General features: G+C 64.2%; 21 protein-coding genes. 7 read left to right on the forward strand and 14 right to left on the reverse strand.

Features of this window, described 5'->3' with window-relative positions; genetic code table 11:
* Positions 1–2 precede the first annotated feature (2 nt).
* The 5 genes from ACZ6IE_RS13255 to ACZ6IE_RS13275 all read right to left on the reverse strand — a co-directional run bounded on the left by ACZ6IE_RS13255 (position 3) and on the right by ACZ6IE_RS13275 (position 6435).
* Positions 3–1325, reverse strand: coding sequence for an ABC transporter substrate-binding protein (locus tag ACZ6IE_RS13255; RefSeq protein WP_464608339.1), 1323 nt, complete (start codon positions 1323–1325; stop codon positions 3–5).
* A 108-nt stretch (positions 1326–1433) separates the two neighbouring features.
* The gene (locus tag ACZ6IE_RS13260) at positions 1434–2231 is read right to left on the reverse strand and encodes a carbohydrate ABC transporter permease (protein WP_407668769.1); all 798 of its coding nucleotides are present in this window, start codon (positions 2229–2231) and stop codon (positions 1434–1436) included.
* A 200-nt stretch (positions 2232–2431) separates the two neighbouring features.
* Positions 2432–3361, reverse strand: coding sequence for a carbohydrate ABC transporter permease (locus tag ACZ6IE_RS13265; RefSeq protein WP_079728730.1), 930 nt, complete (start codon positions 3359–3361; stop codon positions 2432–2434).
* Entirely contained in the window at positions 3358–5454 is a 2097-nt protein-coding gene (locus ACZ6IE_RS13270; RefSeq protein WP_464608340.1) for a beta-galactosidase, read from the reverse strand. Before ACZ6IE_RS13270 ends, ACZ6IE_RS13265 begins: the two co-directional genes overlap by 4 nt.
* 318 nt (positions 5455–5772) lie before the next feature.
* Positions 5773–6435 (reverse strand): MarR family winged helix-turn-helix transcriptional regulator, encoded by a 663-nt coding sequence (locus tag ACZ6IE_RS13275; RefSeq protein WP_464608341.1) that lies wholly within the window; start codon positions 6433–6435, stop codon positions 5773–5775.
* On the opposite strand from ACZ6IE_RS13275, the gene ACZ6IE_RS13280 reads away from it, so the two are divergent.
* The gene (locus tag ACZ6IE_RS13280; protein WP_464608342.1) at positions 6364–7266 is read left to right on the forward strand and encodes an NADP-dependent oxidoreductase; all 903 of its coding nucleotides are present in this window, start codon (positions 6364–6366) and stop codon (positions 7264–7266) included. The genes ACZ6IE_RS13275 and ACZ6IE_RS13280 overlap by 72 nt on opposite strands.
* On the opposite strand, the gene ACZ6IE_RS13285 is transcribed toward ACZ6IE_RS13280, so the two are convergent.
* From ACZ6IE_RS13285 to ACZ6IE_RS13305, 5 genes are all read right to left on the reverse strand, one after another.
* On the reverse strand, positions 7257–7406 hold the full coding sequence (locus ACZ6IE_RS13285) for a hypothetical protein (protein WP_464608343.1): 150 nt from the start codon (positions 7404–7406) through the stop codon (positions 7257–7259). The two genes, ACZ6IE_RS13280 and ACZ6IE_RS13285, sit on opposite strands and share 10 nt — an antisense overlap.
* Before the next feature lies 1 nt (position 7407).
* Entirely contained in the window at positions 7408–7596 is a 189-nt protein-coding gene (locus ACZ6IE_RS13290; RefSeq protein WP_464608344.1) for a hypothetical protein, read from the reverse strand.
* 756 nt (positions 7597–8352) lie between these two features.
* The gene (locus ACZ6IE_RS13295; protein WP_464608345.1) at positions 8353–8985 is read right to left on the reverse strand and encodes an FAD-dependent oxidoreductase; all 633 of its coding nucleotides are present in this window, start codon (positions 8983–8985) and stop codon (positions 8353–8355) included.
* 12 nt (positions 8986–8997) lie between these two features.
* Positions 8998–10302 (reverse strand): ABC transporter permease, encoded by a 1305-nt coding sequence (locus ACZ6IE_RS13300; protein ID WP_464608346.1) that lies wholly within the window; start codon positions 10300–10302, stop codon positions 8998–9000.
* Positions 10299–11003, reverse strand: a complete 705-nt coding sequence (locus ACZ6IE_RS13305) for an ABC transporter ATP-binding protein (protein WP_464608347.1) — start codon at positions 11001–11003, stop codon at positions 10299–10301. The genes ACZ6IE_RS13300 and ACZ6IE_RS13305 overlap by 4 nt, the downstream gene beginning before the upstream one ends.
* Before the next feature lie 239 nt (positions 11004–11242).
* Here ACZ6IE_RS13305 and ACZ6IE_RS13310 point away from each other — a divergent pair, with 239 nt between their 5' ends.
* The 5 genes from ACZ6IE_RS13310 to ACZ6IE_RS13330 all read left to right on the forward strand — a co-directional run bounded on the left by ACZ6IE_RS13310 (position 11243) and on the right by ACZ6IE_RS13330 (position 16823).
* Positions 11243–12358: a sensor histidine kinase gene (locus tag ACZ6IE_RS13310; protein WP_464608348.1), complete on the forward strand. Its 1116-nt coding sequence runs from the start codon at positions 11243–11245 to the stop codon at positions 12356–12358.
* Positions 12355–13026 carry a response regulator transcription factor gene (locus ACZ6IE_RS13315; protein ID WP_464608349.1) on the forward strand — a complete coding sequence of 224 codons (672 nt, stop codon included), beginning with the start codon at positions 12355–12357 and terminating at the stop codon, positions 13024–13026. Before ACZ6IE_RS13310 ends, ACZ6IE_RS13315 begins: the two co-directional genes overlap by 4 nt.
* A gap of 82 nt (positions 13027–13108) precedes the next feature.
* A complete protein-coding gene (locus ACZ6IE_RS13320) occupies positions 13109–14749 on the forward strand; it encodes an MDR family MFS transporter (protein WP_464608350.1) in 1641 nt (546 codons plus the stop codon).
* A 58-nt stretch (positions 14750–14807) separates the two neighbouring features.
* Positions 14808–15197, forward strand: a complete 390-nt coding sequence (locus ACZ6IE_RS13325; RefSeq protein ID WP_464608351.1) for a hypothetical protein — start codon at positions 14808–14810, stop codon at positions 15195–15197.
* Positions 15198–16256: 1059 nt separating this feature from the next.
* Positions 16257–16823, forward strand: coding sequence for a hypothetical protein (locus ACZ6IE_RS13330; protein WP_464608352.1), 567 nt, complete (start codon positions 16257–16259; stop codon positions 16821–16823).
* Positions 16824–16829: 6 nt separating this feature from the next.
* Here the strand turns inward: ACZ6IE_RS13330 and ACZ6IE_RS13335 are convergent, their stop codons facing one another.
* Together ACZ6IE_RS13335 and ACZ6IE_RS13340 are read right to left on the reverse strand one after the other, a co-directional pair.
* Positions 16830–17207, reverse strand: a complete 378-nt coding sequence (locus tag ACZ6IE_RS13335; protein WP_464608353.1) for an A1S_2505 family phage non-structural protein — start codon at positions 17205–17207, stop codon at positions 16830–16832.
* A 3-nt stretch (positions 17208–17210) separates the two neighbouring features.
* Positions 17211–17825: a recombinase family protein gene (locus ACZ6IE_RS13340; protein WP_464608354.1), complete on the reverse strand. Its 615-nt coding sequence runs from the start codon at positions 17823–17825 to the stop codon at positions 17211–17213.
* Positions 17826–17992: 167 nt separating this feature from the next.
* Between ACZ6IE_RS13340 and ACZ6IE_RS13345 the strand changes: the two genes are divergently transcribed.
* Positions 17993–18853, forward strand: coding sequence for a phosphotransferase family protein (locus tag ACZ6IE_RS13345; RefSeq protein ID WP_464608355.1), 861 nt, complete (start codon positions 17993–17995; stop codon positions 18851–18853).
* A 540-nt stretch (positions 18854–19393) separates the two neighbouring features.
* Here ACZ6IE_RS13345 and ACZ6IE_RS13350 read toward each other — a convergent pair.
* Both ACZ6IE_RS13350 and ACZ6IE_RS13355 read right to left on the reverse strand, forming a co-directional pair.
* Positions 19394–20188, reverse strand: coding sequence for an alpha/beta fold hydrolase (locus tag ACZ6IE_RS13350; protein WP_464608356.1), 795 nt, complete (start codon positions 20186–20188; stop codon positions 19394–19396).
* A gap of 64 nt (positions 20189–20252) precedes the next feature.
* A complete protein-coding gene (locus tag ACZ6IE_RS13355; protein WP_464608357.1) occupies positions 20253–21083 on the reverse strand; it encodes a sugar phosphate isomerase/epimerase family protein in 831 nt (276 codons plus the stop codon).
* Positions 21084–21094: the final 11 nt, after the last annotated feature.

Genomic DNA, 21094 nt, shown 5'->3' on the forward strand with positions numbered 1-21094 from the left:
AACTACTCCTTGACGGGGATGGACTGGGCCTTCAGCGCGTCGACGGTCGCCGACTGGCCCTTCTTGAGTGCGTTGAACAGGGTTCCGTCGCCCGAGACGGCGGACTTGAAGCCATCCGACACGTCGTTGTAGGTCTGCGTCATGGTCGGACCCCAGGCGAAGTCCTTCGAGACCTCGGCGGAGGCGTCGGCAAACACATCGTAGATCGGCTGGTTGCCGTAGAACTCGACGCCTTCCTTCAGGATCGGCAGGTTGAGGCCGTCCTTGGTGGCGGGGTAGATGTTCGCCGACTCGTTCAGCATGGTGAGGGCCTCTTCAGAGGTGTTGAGCCAGAGCGCGAACTTCGCGGCCTCGTAGGGGTGCTCCGAGCCCGTGAAGACGGCCGTCGACGAGCCGCCCCAGTTGCCGGCAGCCTTGTCGCCGGCTTCCCACTGAGGGGCCTGAGCGACAGACCACTTGCCCGCGGTGTCGGGTGCACCCGAGGCGATGGAGTTGGCGCCCCAGACGGCGGAGTTCCAGCTCCAGGCGGCGCCCGTGTTGTAGGCGTTGTCCCATTCGGTGGTCCAGGCGGGAACGGTGGAGACGAGGTCTTCGTCGATGAGTTCCTGCCAGTAGTCGGCCACCTTCTTGGAGGCGTCGTCGGTCAGGTCGACGGTCCAGTCGGTGCCGTCGTTCTGGAACCAGCTGCCGCCGGCCTGCCACACGAATCCGGCGAACTGGTTGATGTCGCCCTGCGAGAAGTTGGTGATGTAGCTGCCGGTGGCGCGCACCTTCTTGGCGGCTTCCTTGTATTCCTCCCACGTGGTGGGGATGGCGATGCCGTTCTGCTCGAACAGGTCGGCGCGGTAGAACATGGCCATGGGGCCCGAGTCCTGCGGGATCGCGTAGACCGAGTCGGTTTCGCCGAGCGAGACCTGACCCCAGGTCCAGTCGACGAATTTGTCCTTCGACGCCATCACGTCTTCGCAGGCGCCGAGGTCCATGAGGCCGTTCTGCACGCGGAAGTTGGGCAGCGCGTCGTATTCGATCTGGCCGAGGTCGGGCGCGTTGCCGGCCTTCAGCTGGTTGAAGAAGTTCTGGTAGGTGCCGCTGTTGCCGTTGGGGCCCGTCTGCACGGCGACCTGGATGTCGGGGTTCGCCTTGTTCCAGACATCCACGGCGTCTTCGATGCCGGGAATCCAGGAGGTGAAGCTGAGCTCGACTTTTCCGTCGGCCGGCGTGCAGGCTGCAGCGTCGCTGCCCTCACTGCCGGTGGTCGACGAGCAGCCGCTCAAAACGACGGCCGAAAGCACCGCTGCGGCGACCGCTGTTCTCTTGAGGTTCATGCTGTTCCGTTTCTGTGGGTGTGCGTGGATCTGTTGGGTGAAGGTGAAAGTGAAAGTGAAGGTGATGCCGGGGGGGGGGTGAAGAAGTGGGGATGCCGCGGGCGGGCGCTACTTGACCGACCCGGCACCGAGACCCGAACGCCAGAACCGCTGCAGCAGCAGGAAGGTGATGACGAGCGGGATGATCGAGAGGAACGCACCGACCAGCACATAGAGGCGCAGTTCGGGAATCTGGTTCACCTGCGAGTTCCAGGCGTAGAGCCCGAGCGTCACGGGGAACAGGGTCTCGTCGCGCAGCATGATGAGCGGCAGGAAGAAGTTGTTCCAGATGGCCACGAACTGGAACAGGAACACGGTCACGAGGGCCGGGAACATGAGCCGCACCGAGATGGTGAAGAAGGTGCGGATCTCGCCGGCACCATCCAGTCGGGATGCCTCGAGCAACTCGTCGGGCACGCTCGACGCCGCGAAGATGCGGGTCAGGTACACGCCGAACGGGCTGACGAGCGACGGCAGGAAGACCGACCAGAACGTATTGGTGAGCCCCACCTGGCTGAAGATGAGGAACAGCGGCAGCGCCAGGGCGGTCGCGGGCACGAGCACTCCGCCGAGCACGACGTTGAAGATGGCGTCGCGGCCGGGGAAGCGGTATTTGGCGAGCGCGTAGCCGCACATGGCCGCGAACAGCGTGCCGAGCAGGGCACCGAGGCCCGCGTAGAGCACGGAGTTCAGCATCCATTTCAGGTAGACGCCGTCGCGGTAGGCGATGAGCTGGCCGATGTTCTCGAACAGGTTGAAGTCCGCGAACCACAGGGCGGGCGTGTTGCCGAACTGCGGCGCCGACTTGGTCGAGGCGATGAACAGCCACCAGATCGGAATGAGGAAGTAGAGCGTGAAGACGAGCATCACGATCAGGGCTCCGGCGCGCGACAGGGGGCTCTCGCGGGGGCCGCGGGCCCGGGTCGTGTCAGAGCCGGCGGGGCCCTGGTGACCGTGACCGCCACCCGCCTGGCCGCGACCGCCGCGACGGATGCGTGAGGTGGGCGCGACATCCGACGCCTGATTCGAGTCGGGCGAACCGTTGGCCGGGGAAGACAGGATGGCGCTCATTTGTCGTCCTTTCGCTGCGTGAACTTGAGGAAACCGAACGACAGGATGAAGGTGGCCAGCGCCAGCACGACCGAGAACGCGGCCGCGAGGTTGACGTTGGGAATCGCCGACGTCGTGTAGACCGTGAGGTTCGGGGTGAACGTGCTCGACACGGCCGAGCTGAAGGTGCGGAACACCTGCGGTTCGGCGAGCAGCTGCAGCGTTCCGATGATCGAGAAGATCGCGGTGAGCACGATGGCGGGCATCACGAGCGGGATCTTGATCGACCAGGCGATGCGCATCTGGCCGGCACCGTCGAGGCGGGCGGCCTCATAGATCTCGGTCGGGATGCTGAGCAGCGACGAGTAGATGATGAGCATGTTGTAGCCCACGAACACCCACGTGACCACGTTGGCGATGGCCCACAGCACGAGGTCGGCCGACAGGAAGTCGATGTTCTGCGTGACCGCGGTGAAGGGCGACAGGTTGGGCGAGTAGAGGAAACCCCACATGATGGCCGCGATGACGCCGGGCACGGCGTAGGGCACGAAGAACGCGAGGCGGAAGAAGCGTTTGCCGCGCAGGATGGGCGAGTCGAGCAGCAGCGCGAACAGCAGGGCGAGGCCCAGCATGACGGGCACCTGCACGGCGCCGAACAGCAGCACGCGGCCGACGGACTGCCAGAAGGGTCCGTTTTGGAACACCTGCACGTATTGCGCGAACCCGCCGAACACCTCGCGCGCCTGGCCGAAGGTGCCGTCGCGCTGGATGACGAGCAGCGACTGGTAGACGGCATAGCCGATGGGCACGAGGTAGAACAGGGCGAACAGCACGGCGAAGGGTGCGATGAAGATCGCAATCGCCTTCTTGTGTTGCACGACCAGTTTGGGCGGGCGCACGCGGCGCCGGGGAGCGCTCACCGCCGCTGTTTCGACACTGACGCTCATCGCGCGGGGTCCTCTCTGATCACGCGCACGGCGCCGGCTGGCACGCGTGCGATGTTGTCGACGGTGTCGCCGGTGACGAGGTCGAGGCCCCGGGCCGGCGTCTCGACGTCGTGCGCCGAGTGGTTGATGAGGAAGAGGTAGCTGCGCGGGGCGTCGCCTGCGGCCGTGTTGGCGGTTGCAGCGTGGCCGGCGGTGGCGCGGCGGATGACCTCGAGCCCGGGTTCGCGCTCGTCCCCCTGGGGGCGGGCGGATGCTTCGGCCGCGGCGTCGCGCAGCACGGCGTCGAGCGCGTCGGGGTCGAGGCTCGTGGCGAGGTAGCGGGCGACGCCGGGGGTGTTTGCGCTGTCGCTGCTGCTGTTGCTGGCGACGACGTTGCGCGTGAGGGCGGGCCTTCCGGCTGACGGCCCGTCGGCGAACGTGTCGAGAACCTCGGCGCCGCGGGCTCGCACGCGCTCGGACCAGGCGGTCGCGGTCATCCCCGAGGCGAGCGTCAGCCGCTGCCCCGGCAGAACGGGTGCGAACTCTTCGACGTTGATGCCGAGCAGCTCGCGGAACGCGCCCGGGTAGCCGCCGGCGCGCACCCGGTCTTCCTCGTCGACGATTCCGCTGAAGAACGTGAGGACGACGTGGCCGCCCGCGGCGACGTAGTTCGAGACGACCTCGGCTTCGGCATCCCGAACCAGGTAGAGCGACGGCACGATGACGAGTTTGTAGGCCGAGAGGTCGGCGCCGGGGCGAACCAGGTCGACGGTGTGGCCGAGGCGGCGCAGCGAGGCGTGGGCGGCGTGCACCTGCGAGAGGTAGTCGACGCCGTGGCTCGGGCGGCTTTCGCCGTCGGCGGCCCACCAGTTCTCCCAGCTGAACAGCATGGCCACGTCGGCCTGCACGCGCGTGCCGGTGATCTCGTCGAGGCGGTCGAGGGTGTGGCCGAGGTCGACCACTTCGCGCCACAGGTCGCTGTCGGTTCCGGCGTGGGGCAGCAGCGCCGAGTGGAACTTCTCCGAGCCCTGCAGCGACGCCCGCCACTGGAAGAAGCACACCGCGTCGGCGCCCTTCGCCACGTGGGTGAGCGAGTTGCGGGTCATCTCGCCGGGGGCCTTGGCCAGGTTGTGCGGCTGCCAATTGACGGCGCCGGTCGACTGTTCCATGAGCACCCAGGGTCCGCCCTGTGCGAGGCCGCGGGTCAGGTCGGCGGCGAACGACAGCTCGGCGGTGGGGTCGGCGAGACGGTTGTCGAGGTAGTGGTCGTTGGCGATGACATCCATCTCGGGCGCCCACTGCCAGTAGTCCAGGTTGCGGATGTGGGCGGTGACCATGAAGTTGGTCGTGACGGGCACGCTGCTGTGGCGGCGCAGCACCTCGAGCTCGGCTCGGTAATAACCGAGCAGTTCGTCGGACGAGAAGCGGTGGAAGTCGATGACCTGGCTCGGGTTGCGGCTCGACAGCGTCAGGCGCGGGGGCAGGATCTCGGCGAAGTCGCTGTACTGCTGGCTCCAGAACGAGGTGCCCCACGCGGTGTTGAGGCGTTCGATCGTTGTGTAGCGGGCGCGCAGCCAGCCGCGGAACGCTTCGGCGCTTTCGTCGTCGTAGCAGAGGGCGTTGTGGCAGCCGAGCTCGTTCGACACGTGCCACAGCTCGACGGCGGGGTGCTGGCCATAGCGCTCGGCGACCTTCTCGACCAGCTCGAGCGCATAGCGGCGGAACACAGCGGATGACGGGCACCACGCCTGGCGTCCACCCGGAAAGCGTGTGGTGCCGTCTTCGACCTGCGGCAGGATCTCGGGGTGCCGGGCGGTCAACCACGGCGGGGCCGAGGCGGTGCCCGTGCCCAGGTTCACGCGGATGCCGGCGGCGTGCAACAGGTCGAGAATCTCGTCGAGCCCGTCGAAGTCGTACTCCCCCGGGCGCGGTTCGATGTGCGACCAGCCGAAGATGTTGAGGGCCACGAGGTCGACGCCGGCCTCGCGCATCAGGTCGACGTCTTCGCGCCAGACCGATCGGTCCCACTGCTCGGGGTTGTAGTCGCAGCCGAACGCGATGCCGTCGTGCGAGAACACCGGCCGTGCGCCTGATGCTGGATGCTGCGTGCTCATGAATCCTTCCGCCCCGACTCGCGTCGGCGTCCTGTGAACGTGCACAGATTACGGAGTGACAACTCCTCGTTGAGAGTCTGTGAACGTACACAGAGTACGCAGATCTCTTATTGAGTGTCAACATGGGGGACATGCAAGCAGGGAACGGTTGGGGCGTTTACGAGGTTAGCCAGCCGTTCAGGCACGATCTGAACATCGATTGAGGGCACGGAACCCGCCTGTCACTAAGCCACCAGGCCGAGAATGGTTATTATGTCAACAAAGCTGTTTCGAGCCCTCCCCGCCCGGCGAACTCAGTGAGCGAAGTCGCGGAGGGAATCAGCGGGCCGACCGAGGCGGCAACAGGTCGACACATTCTCCCCGCAGCGGCGTCAGGATGGCTTCGGCGAGATCTTCGAGCTGATCCAGCTGCTGATCGCCGAGCAGGTCGAACACCCGGGAACGCACCTCGGCCACATATCCGGGTTCGACGTCGGCCAGCAGCCGGTCGCCCGCCGGCGTAAGCCTCGCGAACGTCTTGCGCGCATCTGTCGGATCGGCACTTCGAGCGAGAAGTTCTCGTTTCTCGAGACGCCCGACGATTCTCGACAGATGGGACGGCGTCACACTGGCCGTGGCGGCCAACCGGCTCATGTGGATCTCACGGTCCTCCCCCAGAGCCAAGCAGCGAAGCACGCCGAACTCGGCATGACTGAGATCCGCGGCCTGTTCGAGATACGTATCGAGTTCGGCGGGCAACCACATCATGACGCCGACGAACAACGACCAGGTGCGATCCTGCTGAGGCGAGAGGCGATCTGAGGTGGTCACGACACCACGATACCGATACTTGCCACGGAAAGGAATCCGGGTTAGCGTTACTTTCCACAGCAAGCATTTGCTGCACTCCCCCTCGAAAGGTCTGATCCGATGCTTGCTGCGCGCTTTCACACGTACGGCTCCCCCGACGTTCTCCTCGTCGACGATGCGCCCGAACCTCATGCGGGTGACGGTTCCATTCGTGTCCGGGTGCTGGCCACCAGCGTGAACCCGATCGACGTCATCCTGCGCGCCGGCCACCTGCAGCAGTTCCTGCCTCTCACCCTGCCCGCGATCCCCGGCCGCGACGCCGTCGGCATCATCGACGAGGTCGGTCAGGGGGTGTCAGGCGCACACATCGGCGACCGCGTCTTCGGCCTCGGCGGGATCAGCGACACGACGGGCGAATTCGCGGTGCTCACGGCCTGGGCCGACGTGCCGAGCGGCTGGTCGGCGGCTCAGGCCGCGGCGGCCGGGCTCGCATCGGCGACAGCGGCGGCGGCCCTCGAAACCCTCGGAGACCTGAACGGGCGCACCCTGCTCATCGAAGGCGCTTCTGGTGCCGTCGGCAGCGCCGCGGCCGCGTTCGCTGTCGCGTCCGGCGCCACCGTCATCGGCACGGGTCGCCCGAGCAACCACGCTTACCTCGAATCGCTCGGCATCCACCCGACCACCTATGGAGCGGGTCTCGCCGATCGGGTGCGCCAGCTGGCACCCGACGGGGTCCACGCAGCGCTCCATTCCGCACCGTCGAACTCGCTACCGGATCTGCTCGCGATCGTCGGGGACCCGTCGCGCGTCGTCACGGTCATCGACGATCAGGGGGCTGCGCGACTGGGCCTCCGCAAGGTGGACGCTCGCAACGATTCGGCGCTCCTCCGATACGCCGCCGCGCTCGGCGAGAAGGGCCTCTACACGCCGCGCGTCGATCACGAATTCCCCCTCGCCGACATCGTCGAGGCGCACACCGTGGCCGAGAGCGGCTCCGGCAAGGTCGTGATTATTCAGCCCTGATCGTCATCGCCGAGGCGCCGCAGCCGGGAGTTGTACGCGACGAGCTCCGCGTCTCCATCCCGCTCGGCGCGTCGGTCGTAGCGTTTCGCCGACTTCTCGTCGCTCTTCACCCACTGCGCCACCACGACGAGCGCGATCAATTTACCGGTATCCCCCGGGCGCGTTGTTTCTCGTGGGATACCGCACTGTAGAGATCTTATAAACGTGATGCTTCGAAACGATCTCGCGCAGAAGACGCGCCGGCGCATTGTCGTCCAGCTGCGGGTTCATGCCCTGGAACCAGGACTGCACCGTTGCTTTGCCTTCGCGCTCATACAGCAGGCCGGCCACGTGATAGGCAACCCCTTTTTGAGTATCGGTCCCGAGACAAAAAGGTTGCGAGACACCTGGACAAGCGGGTCGGCTATCACCCAGAGACCTACCGGGCCTGACCGTAAAGCGCGGCCAGCCGGGGGCCGTCTTGGCCATCGAGGCCGCAAGCTCATAACTGCACACGCGATGAACAGACAAAAGTTGGTCCCACCTAAACCTCCCCGCCCTCTACGATTTGGCTATTCCTACATATGCAGGCTTCGGCCCCAACCACTCGGAGCGAGGTAGCTATCCACCTATTGGTGGCGTACACAGGTCACCGGGCCGAAGATCATCAATGGGGAAATCTCATTCGGTGTCGTCTGACATCTATTGCTATCAATAGATTTGCTAGCCGGGCGTGCAGGTGCCCTGCGAGGATCAATCCGATTCCGAAAAGCGGCAGCAGGGGTGCTTCTTTTCTCACGAGACCCGGATTCATGCCTTTGAACCGATGAGCGTTTCATCAATCAGCCCCCGCTCTTGCCGGAGATCGAAGCCCCCGAACCGCCCGTTTTGTCTGTAATGACGATGGCGCAGCCAGCCTCGATATACCGACCGACAGCAGCTACCCCTCCGGGTACGAGCCGGTGTACGGATTGTGCCAACGCTTATCAAGTCCGCGTTTGCGTGCTCGCCTGCGATTCACTTGGTCCGATGACAAGCGTGCTTCATGGCGACCCTGTTTCTGCGCGCGAGCCCAGAGTACTGGTCGATGGTGCGCATCCGGTGTTCCTAGCTCTGGTCGGGCAGGCCGAGAAATCCGTCCGTGTGAACATGGTCACCATGGACCCCATATTCCCGCAGGGTCGAAGCGGTTGTTTTGACAAATGGGGTGCTTCCGGTGATGACCCAATGAGCGTCGGGAGTATTGCTGAGACTCACACTGAGGGCGGTAGCGAACGTGTCCCGGTCCCACGGGTAGCTGGCGGTGTCGGTGAGCGAGGTGAGTTCGTCCTGGAAGTACGGACGGCCGACGTGGATGAGGTGGCGCCTTCGGGTGGAGGGTTCGCGGAGGAGGGAGCGGGCGACGGTGATGCCGATTCCCTGGGCGACGAACACGATCGGTCGTCCGTCGTCCGGCGGTGCCACGTTCCCGAAGGGTGCGAGGAGGCGGGCGCGGTCTCCGGGGCGGAGCGCGGTGAGGCCGCGTTTGATCGCGGATCCGTTGTGCAGGTGGGTTCCCAGCTGGACGAACTCGTCGCGAGGTGCGGACGCAATGCTGAAGGGGCGCAAGGCGCCGCCACAGAACCAGAGGCCGAACTGTCCCGCCTTATGAACAAACGGGTGGTTCGCCGTGAAGGAGAGCAGGGATCCGCCTGCCTCATCTGTGGTGGTGTTGACGTGGGTGAGGGAGGTCAGTTGCATGGGTCGGCGTTCTTATTCGTATCGGAGGGATTCGACGGGGTCTGCTTTCGCGGCACGTGCGGCGGGGAGGGTGCCAGCGAGGAACGCGATGACCATGACGAGGACAATGATGCTGATGATCGCGACGGGGTCGAACGCGATCAGTGTGAGTCCTGGGAGGTCTGAGAGCAGGCCTCCGGAGAGGATGCTGCTCAGGCCCGTGCCGGCGACGATGGCGATGCCAGCTCCGATGGCGCTGCCGAGGAATCCGAGGAACGCGGCTTCGAGGCTGAAGAGGGTGAAGATGCGCCCTGATCCCATGCCCATGGCTTTCATGAGCCCGATCTCGCGGGTGCGTTCCTGGACGGACATGTAGAGGGTGTTCACGATTCCGAATGCGGCGGCGAGGAGCGCGATGATCGCGAACGCGTTGAGGACGAGGACAATGCCGTCCACAACAGCGGTGAACGTGCCGAGCTGGTCGGCGATCGTACTCCCGGTGAAGCCCTCATCGGCGAGCCGGTCCTTGAGCGCCTGGATCTCGTCGTCGGTGGCGGCGGGGCTGAACCAGACGGTCGCGGACGCGTACCGGTCAGCCTGCTCCGAGGGGAGCCCGGTTGTTTGGGCGTTGAACAGGGCGTCGCTAAGGGCCGTGTTCACAAGGATGCTGGACCCGGTGGGGCTGGCAAGACCGGCCTCGGTCACGCCGACGATTTCCGCGTCGATGGTGTGCTGGGTGCGTTCGGCGTCCGTGATAGCGAGGGAGACGGTGCTGCCGATGGCGTCGGTGTTGCTGCTGAAGCCGAGCGGCTCGACGTAGGCGACGGGCAGAGCGACCTGGAGTGTGGTGGCATCGGGGTCGGGTTCGGTGCCGTCGGCCAGGACGGTGCTCTGTCCGGGGACGAGACTGCCGATGGTCGCGACAAACTTGGTGCCATCACCTGCCTGGATGTAGTCGGGGGTGATGGTGCGGATTGCGTCGACGCTGAGCACACCGTCGGTGTTTTTGATGGTGGTGATGTCGGCGGGAGTGAGGGTGATGACGGTCATGCCCGGGAAGCCGCCGGAGATGGCGTCCGGGTCATACTCTCGGGGTTCGCTGGATGCTCCGGGAGGTCCCGCGGTGGCGCTTTCGTCGGTTTTGGTGACGGTCATCGCGTCGGGTGCACCGACGCCGGAGATGGTGTCGTCGATGTAGTTGTTGATGCCGGTGCCGAGACCGCTGGTGAGGGTGAGGGTGAACGCGCCGACGAAGATTGCGAGGATCGTGAGGATCGTGCGGGTCTTGGAACGGAAGGTGTTGGCGACGGCGGTGCCGATCAGGTCGGTCGTTTTCATGCCGCAGCTTCTTTCGTGTTGGTGTCTTCGATGATCTGACCGTCACGGATGACGATGCGGCGGTCGCAGCGAGCTGCGAGGTCCTCGTCGTGGGTGACGATGATGAGGGTGATGCCGTGCTCTCGGTTGAGGGTGAAGAGGATGTCTTCCACCACGCCACCGGTGGTGGTGTCGAGATTGCCGGTGGGTTCGTCGGCGAAGATGATCCGCGGGTTGTTCACCAAGGCCCGTGCGATCACGGCGCGTTGCTTCTGGCCGCCGGAGAGGTTGACGGCCTTGTTTTTGGCCTTGTCGGCGAGGTCGAGCTGCTCGAGCGCGGCGATGCCACGTCGCTTGCGTTCGCCACTACCGACGCCCGCGATCTTCAGAGGGAGGATGACGTTCTCGAGAACAGTGTTGTTGCCGGTGAGGAAGAACTGCTGGAACACGAACCCGAACGTCTTGTTGCGGGTCTTGTTCAGCTTGCCGCCGCGCAGGCTCTCGGTGTCGGCGCCTTCCAGAAGGATGCGGCCGGTGTCGGGTGCGTCGAGCAGCGCGAGCACATGCATGAGGGTCGATTTCCCTGAGCCGCTCTTGCCGATGATCGCGACCGATTCGCCTTCCTGAATGTCGAAGCTGACGCCCTTGAGGGCGTCGAAGCGGTTGGGGCCGCGGCCGTAGGATTTGTGCACGTCAGTGACTTGCAGGATCGGGGTGGGCATCAGAGGGCTCCGTTCATGATTCGGTACTCCTCAAGAGTCGCCGGTTAGCGGCGATGGCGCGTCCCGCAGCCGCAGACACTTCACGTACTGCGTTCGTGGTATGCGAGGTACCGCGGTGGGTGGATGGCGTTCTCGGCTTCAGCGGGCACACTGGAGGGGTGCCCACACGATCCATTGATCTACCTGCGATCCCCGCGGACCCGCGTCCGCGGGCTCCGGGGTGGGTGCCTGATGTGATCGTGAGTGCGATCCTGGTGGTCTCCGCGTTCATGCCGACCCCGTTCCCCGACCTTCAGCCGGAGGGGCCCGTCGCGACCGCCCTGGTTCTGCTGCCGATCGCGATTCTGCCGTGGCGACGGCGGTGGCCGCGCTTGGTGTTGTCCGTGTTGCTGGCCGTGTTCGGTGCGGCGGCTGCACTTGGCACCCTCTCGCCTGGGCTGGCGATCGCCGTCGGCCTGGCAATGTTCCAGGTGTCTTCTCTGGGGCCACGCCGGCGGGCGGTGATCATCGCCGGATGTGCGATTCTCGCCATTGTCCTGCTGGCCCAGCTGCATTCGCTCACGACTGAGTTCGATCCGCGCGCCTTCCAGTTCGGGTTGATCGTCGCCTTCGCCGGTGCTGCCGGTGACGCCGCCCGCTCCCAGCGGGCCTACATTGCAGCGCTCAACGAACGTGCTGAGCGTGCCGTGCAGACGCGGGATGCTGAGGCCCGCCGACAGGTCAGCGAAGAACGACTGCGCATCGCCCGCGATCTACACGACGCGGTCGCCCACCAGATCGCCGTCATCAGCTTGAATGCCGGCGTCGCGACCTCGTCCGTGGATGCGCGCCCGGAGAAAGCGAAAGAATCACTGGCCACGATTCGGGCGGCTGCCCGCACGGTGCTCGGTGAGATCGGAGACCTCATGGCTATGCTGCGCGCCGACGGCAACGGTGACGGGGGCCCAACTCCGCAAGCAGGACTCGACCGCCTTGATGAGCTGGTGGGGCAGTTCGCCGCGTCCGGATTGGACGTGCACACACGTATCGAAGGCGATCTGGATCAGGTCACGGGCGCGGTCTCGCTGGTCGCCTATCGTGTCGCGCAAGAAGCGCTCACCAATGCCCACAAGCACGGTGCCGAGGGCCGCGCCCACGTCCTCGTTCACGTCAACGCGGACGAGGTCACCGTCACGGTCACGAACCCCATGCATGACGGCGTCGACCCCAGTCAACCGTTGGCGAGCTCCGGCCTGGGCCTGGTCGGACTGCGTGAGCGGGTGGCGTCCGTTCGAGGGACCGTCAGCGCGGGACCGGCAACGGCTGGCTGGAAAGTGGAAGCTCGACTGCCACTAGTGCGGGAAGGAACGCGATGACGACCGTGCTCGTTGTGGACGATCAGCCAATGATTCGTCAGGCGGTGATCGACATTCTCACGGCCCAGGATGACATCGACGTGCTTGGACAAGCTGTCGACGGACGGGAAGCGGTTGCCCTCGCAGAAACGCTGAGACCTGATGTGATCGTGATGGACATCCGGATGCCGGAACTCGACGGGATCGCCGCCACCGCACAGATCTGCGCCTCACCCGAGCTGGTAGACACGCGGATACTGATCCTGACCACCTTCGAAGAAGACGAATACCTGATCGCCGCTTTGCGTGCCGGTGCGAGCGGGTTCATCGGCAAGGGAGCAGAACCCGACGAGATCGTTCGTGCAGTCCGTTCCGTTCACGCCGGCGACGCTCTCCTTTCGCCGCTGGCTACCCGTGCCCTCATCGACCGCTTCATCACCGCCCCCGCAACACCACCGGAACCGGCACAAGTTTCACCGGTCTTGGCCGCTTTGACAGAGCGTGAGCAGGAAGTACTCCTGATGGTCGCCCAGGGCCGATCCAACCAAGACATCGCTGACGAACTCGTCATCTCTCCGCACACGGCGAAAACCCATGTGAACCGGATCATGACGAAAGTGCACGCCCACGACCGCGCCCAGCTTGTGATCCTGGCCTACGAATCCGGACTCCTCACCACCCACAGCTGACGCGGACGTACTGCGTTCGCAGTACGTGAAGATGCCGCATCCGTGGGACGCGCTCCCGAACTCCCCCGGTGAGTATGGAATGGTGACTCAATCGACTGCCGCCGCCACCCCGGAACTCCACTCAGCCCAGCCGCCGACGGACAAGCGCCGCATCCTGCTTGTCTTCGCCGGGCTCCTCGTCGCGATGCTGCTGGCGTCGCTGGAGCAGACGATCTTCTCCACCGCGCTGCCCACGATCGTCGGCGAGTTGCACGGTGTGGACCACATGCTCTGGGTGACGACCGCGTATCTGCTTGCGGCGACGATCATGATGCCCGTCTACGGCAAACTCGGCGACCTGATCGGTCGCAAGGGCCTGTTCATCGCTGGGCTGGGTATCTTCCTCATCGGTTCAGTCGTCGGCGGCCTGGCACAGGACATGACCTGGCTGATCATCGGTCGAGCGGTGCAAGGCATCGGCGGGGGAGGCCTCATGCTCCTCTCCCAGGCGATCATCGCCGACGTCGTCCCGGTCCGTGAGCGCTCGAAGTACATGGGCGTCCTGGGATCCGTGTTCGGCATTTCCGCGATCGTTGGACCCCTGCTCGGAGGCTGGTTCACTGGGGGCATCGGTTGGCGGTGGGCATTCTGGATCAACATCCCCCTCGGTGTGGCCGCGATCATCCTCGCCGTCATCTTCCTGAAGATCCCCAAGCACAAGACAAAATTCACGTTCGACGTGTGGGGAACTCTGACCCTGGCGATCGCCGTCACCGCGATCATCCTCGTCGCTTCCTGGGGCGGGACCGAGCACGAGTGGGTCTCCCCGACAATCATCACCCTCATCGTGACGGCCGTACTCTTCACCGGGCTGTTCGTGTCCGCGGAATACCGCGCGAGTGACCCGATCATCCCGCTCCCCCTGTTTAAGAGCCGCAACTTCGTGCTCGCCACCGCAGCCGGACTGTTCATCGGCGTCGCCATGTTCGGTGCCCTGGCGTACATGCCCACTTACCTGCAGATGGCCGCCGGCGTGGACGCCACGACCTCCGGCCTCTTGCTGCTCTCGATGATCGCGGGGCTGATGATCACCATCATCAGCACGGGAGTGATCGCGTCCAAGACGGGCCGCTATAAGTGGATGCCGATCGCGAGCATGATCGTCATCGCGATCGGACTGCTGCTGCTGTCGACCCTCACCCTCGAAACTCCCTTGTGGCTGCTGCTGAGCTACCTGTTCATCATGGGCGCAGGCATCGGCCTCGGTATGCAGATCTTCGTGCTGATCGTGCAGAACTCCTTCCCCGACTCCCAGGTCGGCACCGCCACCGCCGCCAACAACTTCTTCCGCGAGATCGGCGCATCCCTCGGCGGAGCCATCGTCGGCGCACTGTTCACCTCACGCCTGACCAGCCTGCTCGCCGACAGGCTTCCAGCCGGCACGGGCGGGGACACGAACTCCTTCACCCCTGCTGCCGTCAACGCGCTGCCCGACCAGATCCGCGACGTCATCGTCGGCGCCTACAACGACGCCCTCACCCCCGTCTTCGCGATGCTGATCCCTATGCTCATCGCCGGCCTCATCCTGGTGATCTTCATCAAGGAAACACCCCTCCGGGCAACCCTCGACACCCCCACGGACGACACGCTGGATATCTTGTCCACGCCGTCTGAATCTGCCACCTCGACACGCCCTGAACTCGACCAGATCGACTCAACGCCTTCCGCTGGAAGAGCCGAATGAGCAACTGCCCCTACCTGCCGCCGATGCGCACCGTAGCGATACCGTCGAGACTGGGGTCATGAGTTCCGCCAACGTCTACAAGCCCGGTGTGTGCAACATCGGTCCCGCAGAAATCCGACAACGACGCACATCCGGCTACATCGGACTTGCGGTGTCCGTGGTGTTTCTCATCGTGGTCTTCGCCCTCGAATGGCCCGCGTGGGTGCGCCTGCCGGTCGCCATTCCTGTCATGCTCACCGCGAACGGATTCCTTCAGGCGGCGTTTCACTTCTGCGTCTACTTCGGAACCAAGGGGCTGTTCAACTTCGGCGATATCGGCACGCAGGAGACCGTGCACGAAGCCGAGTACCGTCGCAAAGACCAACGCAGGGCGATACTCATCACAGCACTCGCCGTACTGATCGCGGCCGTCGTCGCAGTAGCGGCATTCCTCATCCCGCAACCGTGATCCCTGTCGGTCATCAGCCTGTCAGGCATGGTGTTTAGGTCACCGCCATGATAAGCGCCGCAGCGGCAACCGTAATTGCCCTGCTTGAAGCTCGGTGCCCTGTCGTCTCACAAAGCTAGGCTTACGAGACGTCTCACCACTCCCCCGCACCCGAATCTCGCGCCGCGGACATCCGCCCCACACAATTCCTATCGCTATGTCTCGCAAGTGTCTGACGGAATCGGTATATGCGAAGTGTGTTGCGAGACAGCGAAGTGAACGTCATTCGCCTTTCACCAAGCGCTGTGACGCCCTTCCCTGATTCGTGGATCGTCGCCACTTCGTACTTGGTACCTGCGAATATGAGCGCATGAACCATGAACAAAACGCATCCGCCAACAAGCTAATTGGTAGCGGCATTGCCGTGATAGCTGTCGGTGTACTTGTCATAGTTTCGCTGCCCGCAGTCCTCGATCTGATGAATACGGGAGCAACGAGTCAGGGACAAACAATCCGCGTTCTCGTCGATCTAGCGCTACGCATTGTGCGGGAGGCGGCGCTACCACTCGGTACAGCGCTTCTAGCGGCGGGGATAACTATTCGGGTGGTTTGCAAGAAACAGCTCCGCTCTCCCCTCATAGGCGCCTAGGACCGCGCCGTCTCGTGCCCAGCCGCGCCGACGTGAACTTTGCTGGAAGCAGTTGCTCCGCGAGGAATCGTGACTCAGCAGTTATGACCCTGAATCTTCCAAGTCGGCTTCAGCTTGAACACTCAATGCCGGTCGCTCCCCACAGGTCACCGTTGAAGGACGTACACGTTCTTACTGACGGCCTGGAGACCGTCGCTTTCGGCCCCATCCGTCAGCACTGCATACGCACGCTGCGAACTCGCACTAACACGCAGACCCGCCCGGGCCGCACCCCACAACCCAGTCACTGGCATCCGAGTAAACCAACAGCTGTCGTGTCACCGCGAGCTGATCGACGATCGCGGGCGCGATACAGGGTGCCTTGCGACACCCAGAAGATGTCTGCTACCTCGCCCATCGTGTGTTCGCCCACCGTGAGGCAGAGTGGAGTCATGAAACTGAACACGATTCTCGACCGCACTGACACTGACGACGTCCTGCGGGAGGTAGCCGCGTTGCCGACTTATCGAACAGTGCGGGTTCGAGGTGTTAGGCAGGAAAGCCCCTCGGTTCATTATCAGTTCTATGCGGAACTCGATCGGGTGAACGAGAGCTGGTACTACTTCCGTGACGTCGCCGGCGGTCAGGCTCGCAGCTACTCCGACGGGGTTTTCCGGTCATCTGACCCGGATATCGAGGTCGACTACCCTCGCGGAATGCCATCCGAGATGCAGATGCTCGATCCGCGGCACCTGCACATGTGGGGCGGCCATTCGAGCTTCTACCCAATCCTGGCGCAGGACATCGGACAGCACTCTTCGGTGATCACTTTCGAGCACACCGACGACCCGGCCACTCGGCCCACGCTGGCCATCGACAAGCGAACCGGCATCGCGAGTCGAATGGTGAACCTGGGCGAGATCACGATCCTCACCAATGTTCGTGTCAACGTCCCGCTCATCAGACCGGAATCCTTCACGTTCAAGCCGATCACCGATTGGATTCGGCCGAACTACTGAACGGAGTCACAACACATCGATGAAGCGTTGCGGCAGGGCCACGTTCGGTCCCGCGTGCGCGAAGAGCGGCGCGACTTGATCGGGCGTGTACCCGGCGATCCCGCATCCGATCTCGGTGACGAGGAACGTCTGGTCCCGGTGCGCTCGGGCGTAAGCAAGGAAGGACGCGATACTGGCCATCATGTGGTTCATGCCCGACATCGTGTTGATTCCGAAAGAGTCACCTTGAGGGCCTGTGCCCTGGCCCCAGATCGCACCGAAGTTCTCATAGGCGAACCGTGCAGCGTCGCCGCCGTGTAACCCTTCGGCATTCGAACCGAACACAAACACCTCCCCCGGTGCCAGCGATCGAATATCAGCCGGCGATGTCCGTCGACTCACCACAGCTCACTCCCCCTCGACGCGTGGAAGAGCGACGATTGCCGTTCGATCTCCGCGGGCAACCCGGCGATCACGCGCTCGATACAGCGTTCCGCGAGAAACACCAAACAGCGAAGCCACCTCCCCCATGGTGTGGTCGCCGCTATCAATCAGCGCGAGAGCATGTGCTTCTTGACGAGCCGTCAATTTTGGCGCACGGCCTTTGAGTCGTCCCTTAGCTTTAGCTACTGCCATGCCTTCCCTAGTTCGCGCACGAATGAGGTCCGATTCAAACTCAGCCATCATCGCCAACACATTGAAGAACAACCGCCCCGTAGGGGATGTTGGGTCGTAGCTCTCGCCTCCGATACTGAGGCGTACTCCCCCGCGTGCCAGCTCATCGGCGATATCTCGAGCATCCGGCATCGACCGAGCAAGCCGGTCAAGCTTCGTCACGATGAACGTGTCACCTTGCCGACAGGCCGACAGTGCAGCGGTCAGGGCCGGCCGGTTCCGATTACGCCCGGTGAGGCCCTGGTCGACGTAGATCCTGTCAGCGTCGACGCCAAGGGCGCGCAGCGCGTTCGTCTGCGCCGTGGTGTCCTGTTCATCCGTCGATACGCGCGCATAACCGATCAGCACCGCGGCCTCCTAAGTTGTTCCGGTTGAGGTACCCATCCAACACATAATATCGGACGGGGTATACGGACACGCCAGAAGGCGGATCCCACTCGGTGAGAAGCGTGTCCGGTGAAGGATCCCCTATCGGACAATGCGCAGCGAAGGCGGCGATCGGTTTGAATGGCTTCATGTCAGCGGATATCGGGATCGCGCTTGGTTCGCCCATTACGAGCGAACGCGCGGCGCCGTGGGGAAACAAGAACCACACCGTCATCGCCGAGCTCACCGACGGACGTCGGGTTGTGATCCAGCACTATCCCGAACGCGGTCCCGCTGACCTTCGACTCCTAGCCGCTCGCCTGGTTGCAGAAACGCCTCAACTCGGCGCCGCGCTGAGCGTGCCGAGGCTAATCGCTCGCGGCGACGATTGGGCAGCATTCAATTTTCTCGAAGGAGAGAACGCATATGTCGCAGCTGGACCAGACCTCGCCGGTGCGGCATGGCTTGATATCGCTCTCGACATGGGCCGCCTAGCAGCCGAATTCCGGACAGTTCCTCACTCCGCGCTTCCTGCTAGTCCGTGGGACTCGACCGATGCACTGAGAGATCACGCCGAACCGTGGCTCGCCCACCTGCGGCCGCACGTTTCAGAGTCGGTCTTCTCTTCGGCCCGTGCGGTCATACGCGATGCGCCGCACGTGCCGACGTCGGAGCTGATCTTCGCGCACGGGGATTTCGGCCCACAGAACGTAATGGTTCAGGGCAGCCGCGTAACGGGCCTTCTAGATTTCGAAGACGCTCGGCGCGCTCACCCCCTACTCGACACCGCCTGGTGGATCTGGCTCGTGCGCACGCATACCCCGAACGCGTTTGAAACAGGATGGCCAGCTTTTCAAGAAGGCCAAGGCCGCCGTCTCAACCCCGACGACCCAGAACTTCATGCGCTCATGACGCTGAAGCTGCTTGAAACCGCAGACGCTTTTCGACGGACAGCGCCGGCGAAATACCCATCCTGGGGTCAGCGACTCACAAACCTACTCGAGACGTGACAGCACGGCGCGAGCGGTTCGTGAAACCAGCGTCACCGCTGCGCCGTTTTCACGCCTGACCTGTTCGATAGCGCCTCCCCTTGCTGACGCTGTGGCGCGACCCGCGTACCTCTTGCCCACAGCCGCACTGAAGGGTTCGGGCCCTATCCGCGTGCAGACCGAAGCCCCAGTTGGGGCTCGTCATGGCGAACCCGGTCGCTTTGCTGCACCCTAGTAACTATGGCCAGCACCGAGCGTTTGACGAGTCGCATCCGGGTATACATATTCGTGATGGTCGCCTGCTTCTTCCTTCAAGGAGCTTTCTTGGCGTCAGCGTTGAGGAGCGATGCATCAGCAACGGCGTGGATTGTTTGGGGGGCAGTTCTTGCGTTCTGCGTGCCTGCCGCTATCTACGCCGGTATCAGCGCCAGCAAGCTATCGAAGCAGTACAGGAAGCTGAAGTGGGGAGCTGAATAAAGGGTCAAGGAGGGGTTCACGAGCTGCCCCGCGCCCTCTACTGTTTCTGACGCTACGCCTCGGTGGAGAGCACGAGTCGAACACCTACCGTTCGAAGATGAAAGTGGCGAGCGCGTCTATCCATTGGTCGAAGGCGTCGAGGTGCGCGTCGTGGGACGCTCCGACGAGGTCGACCCGCTGGACGTCCGCTCGGCCGGCAACGAAGCGAGCTTCTTGTTCTTCCGTGAACATGCCGCCGTCGGCGTAGATGACGAGGGTGGGGGCGAGGACGCGCGTCCACTCTTCCCAGCGGGGAGTTGCCAGGTGGCGGATTGTTTGGGCCATGACATCCGGGTCGAAGCGGGGGTGGAGGCCGTCGGGGCGGGCTTCGAGGTCTGCGGCCCAGGCCTGGGCGAGGGGGCCGCCGCCGAGAGACTGCTGGGCCTGCTCGCGGGTGGCGAAGGGGACCTGCCACGAGTGGAAGAACTGTGCGAGGGCCGCGTGCTCGTCCGGTGAACCGCCGCCCTCGTTGCCCTCGAAAAGCACCAGTTTGCGGATGAGGTGCGGGTGCGCGGCCGCGACGAGCATGGCCGTGTGGGCGCCCATCGACTGGCCGACGAGATCGACCGGCTCGGATGATTCGGCCTCGATGACTCGCGCGACGTCGGCAACGAAGGCCGCCCGGGATGCGTCCGCCGGCACCCGCGTGCTGCGACCGTGACCGCGCTGGTCGATGAGGATCACCTTGCGGCCCGGCAACGCTTCGGCTGTGGGGGCGAACTCCCGGCTGCTTCCGGCGAGGCCATGCAGGATCACGACAGCTGGGCCGGCGCCGTCGAAGACGGTGTACGAGATGACGGTGCCATCCGACATCCGAATCCCGCTCAGTTGCTGTTGCACCCCGCAACCTTACTCTCGCGCCAGGTCCACGGACCCTCGCCTGACTCCTACTCTCGGCCGAGCACTATCCACGCTTTCCCTCGAGCCATGGCTGCACGAGCTCGACATACCGGCGAGCCATTGTGGCCACGGTGTCGGCACCTGAAGCAGCCCAGACATCCGCGTTGAAAATCTCGACCTCCACATCGCCGGCATACCCCGCGGCGGCAACGGTGCGTGTGAAATGGGGGAAATCGATGTGCCCGTCGCCCATCATGCCCCGGGAAAGAAGCGTGTCTGCCGGAAGCGGCGTGATCCAATCGCACACCTGATAGCTGACGATTCGATTCCCCGCGCCCGCTCGTGCGATCTGCGTCTCCACCCCGGGCTCCCACCAGAGGTGGAACGTGTCGACAATGACTCCGACTTCGTCGCTGGCGAACTGCTCGGCGATATCGAGAGCCTGGCCGAGGGTCGAGACGACCCCGCGATCGGCGGCGAAGATCGGGTTCATGGGCTCGATGCCCAGTACGACACCACGCTGCTTCGCCGCAGGTGTGAGCTCGGCGATCGCCTCGGCCACTCGGCTTCTGGCCCCGATGAGATCTCTCGAAGCATCCGGGAGCCCGCCCGGCACGAGCACGAGTGTAGATGCGCCGAGAGCGGCCGCTTCATCCAGGGCGCGCAGGTTCTCGTCGTGTGCCGCGCGACGGGCGGCCGGGTCGATCACCGTGAAGAAACCACCACGACAGACGGAGGACACGCGCAGACCCGAGTCGGCGATCCATCGCGCAGCGGTTGCGAGTCCGACCTCGGCGAGCGGCTCGCGCCACACGCCGATAGCGCCGAGTCCGGCGGCGACGCTGCCATCGATGGCCTGACGCAGGCTCCAGTTCGCGGTGGTGCGCTGATTCAACGAGAGTCGCG

It is taken from the genome of Okibacterium sp. AC114 (assembly GCF_979253355.1).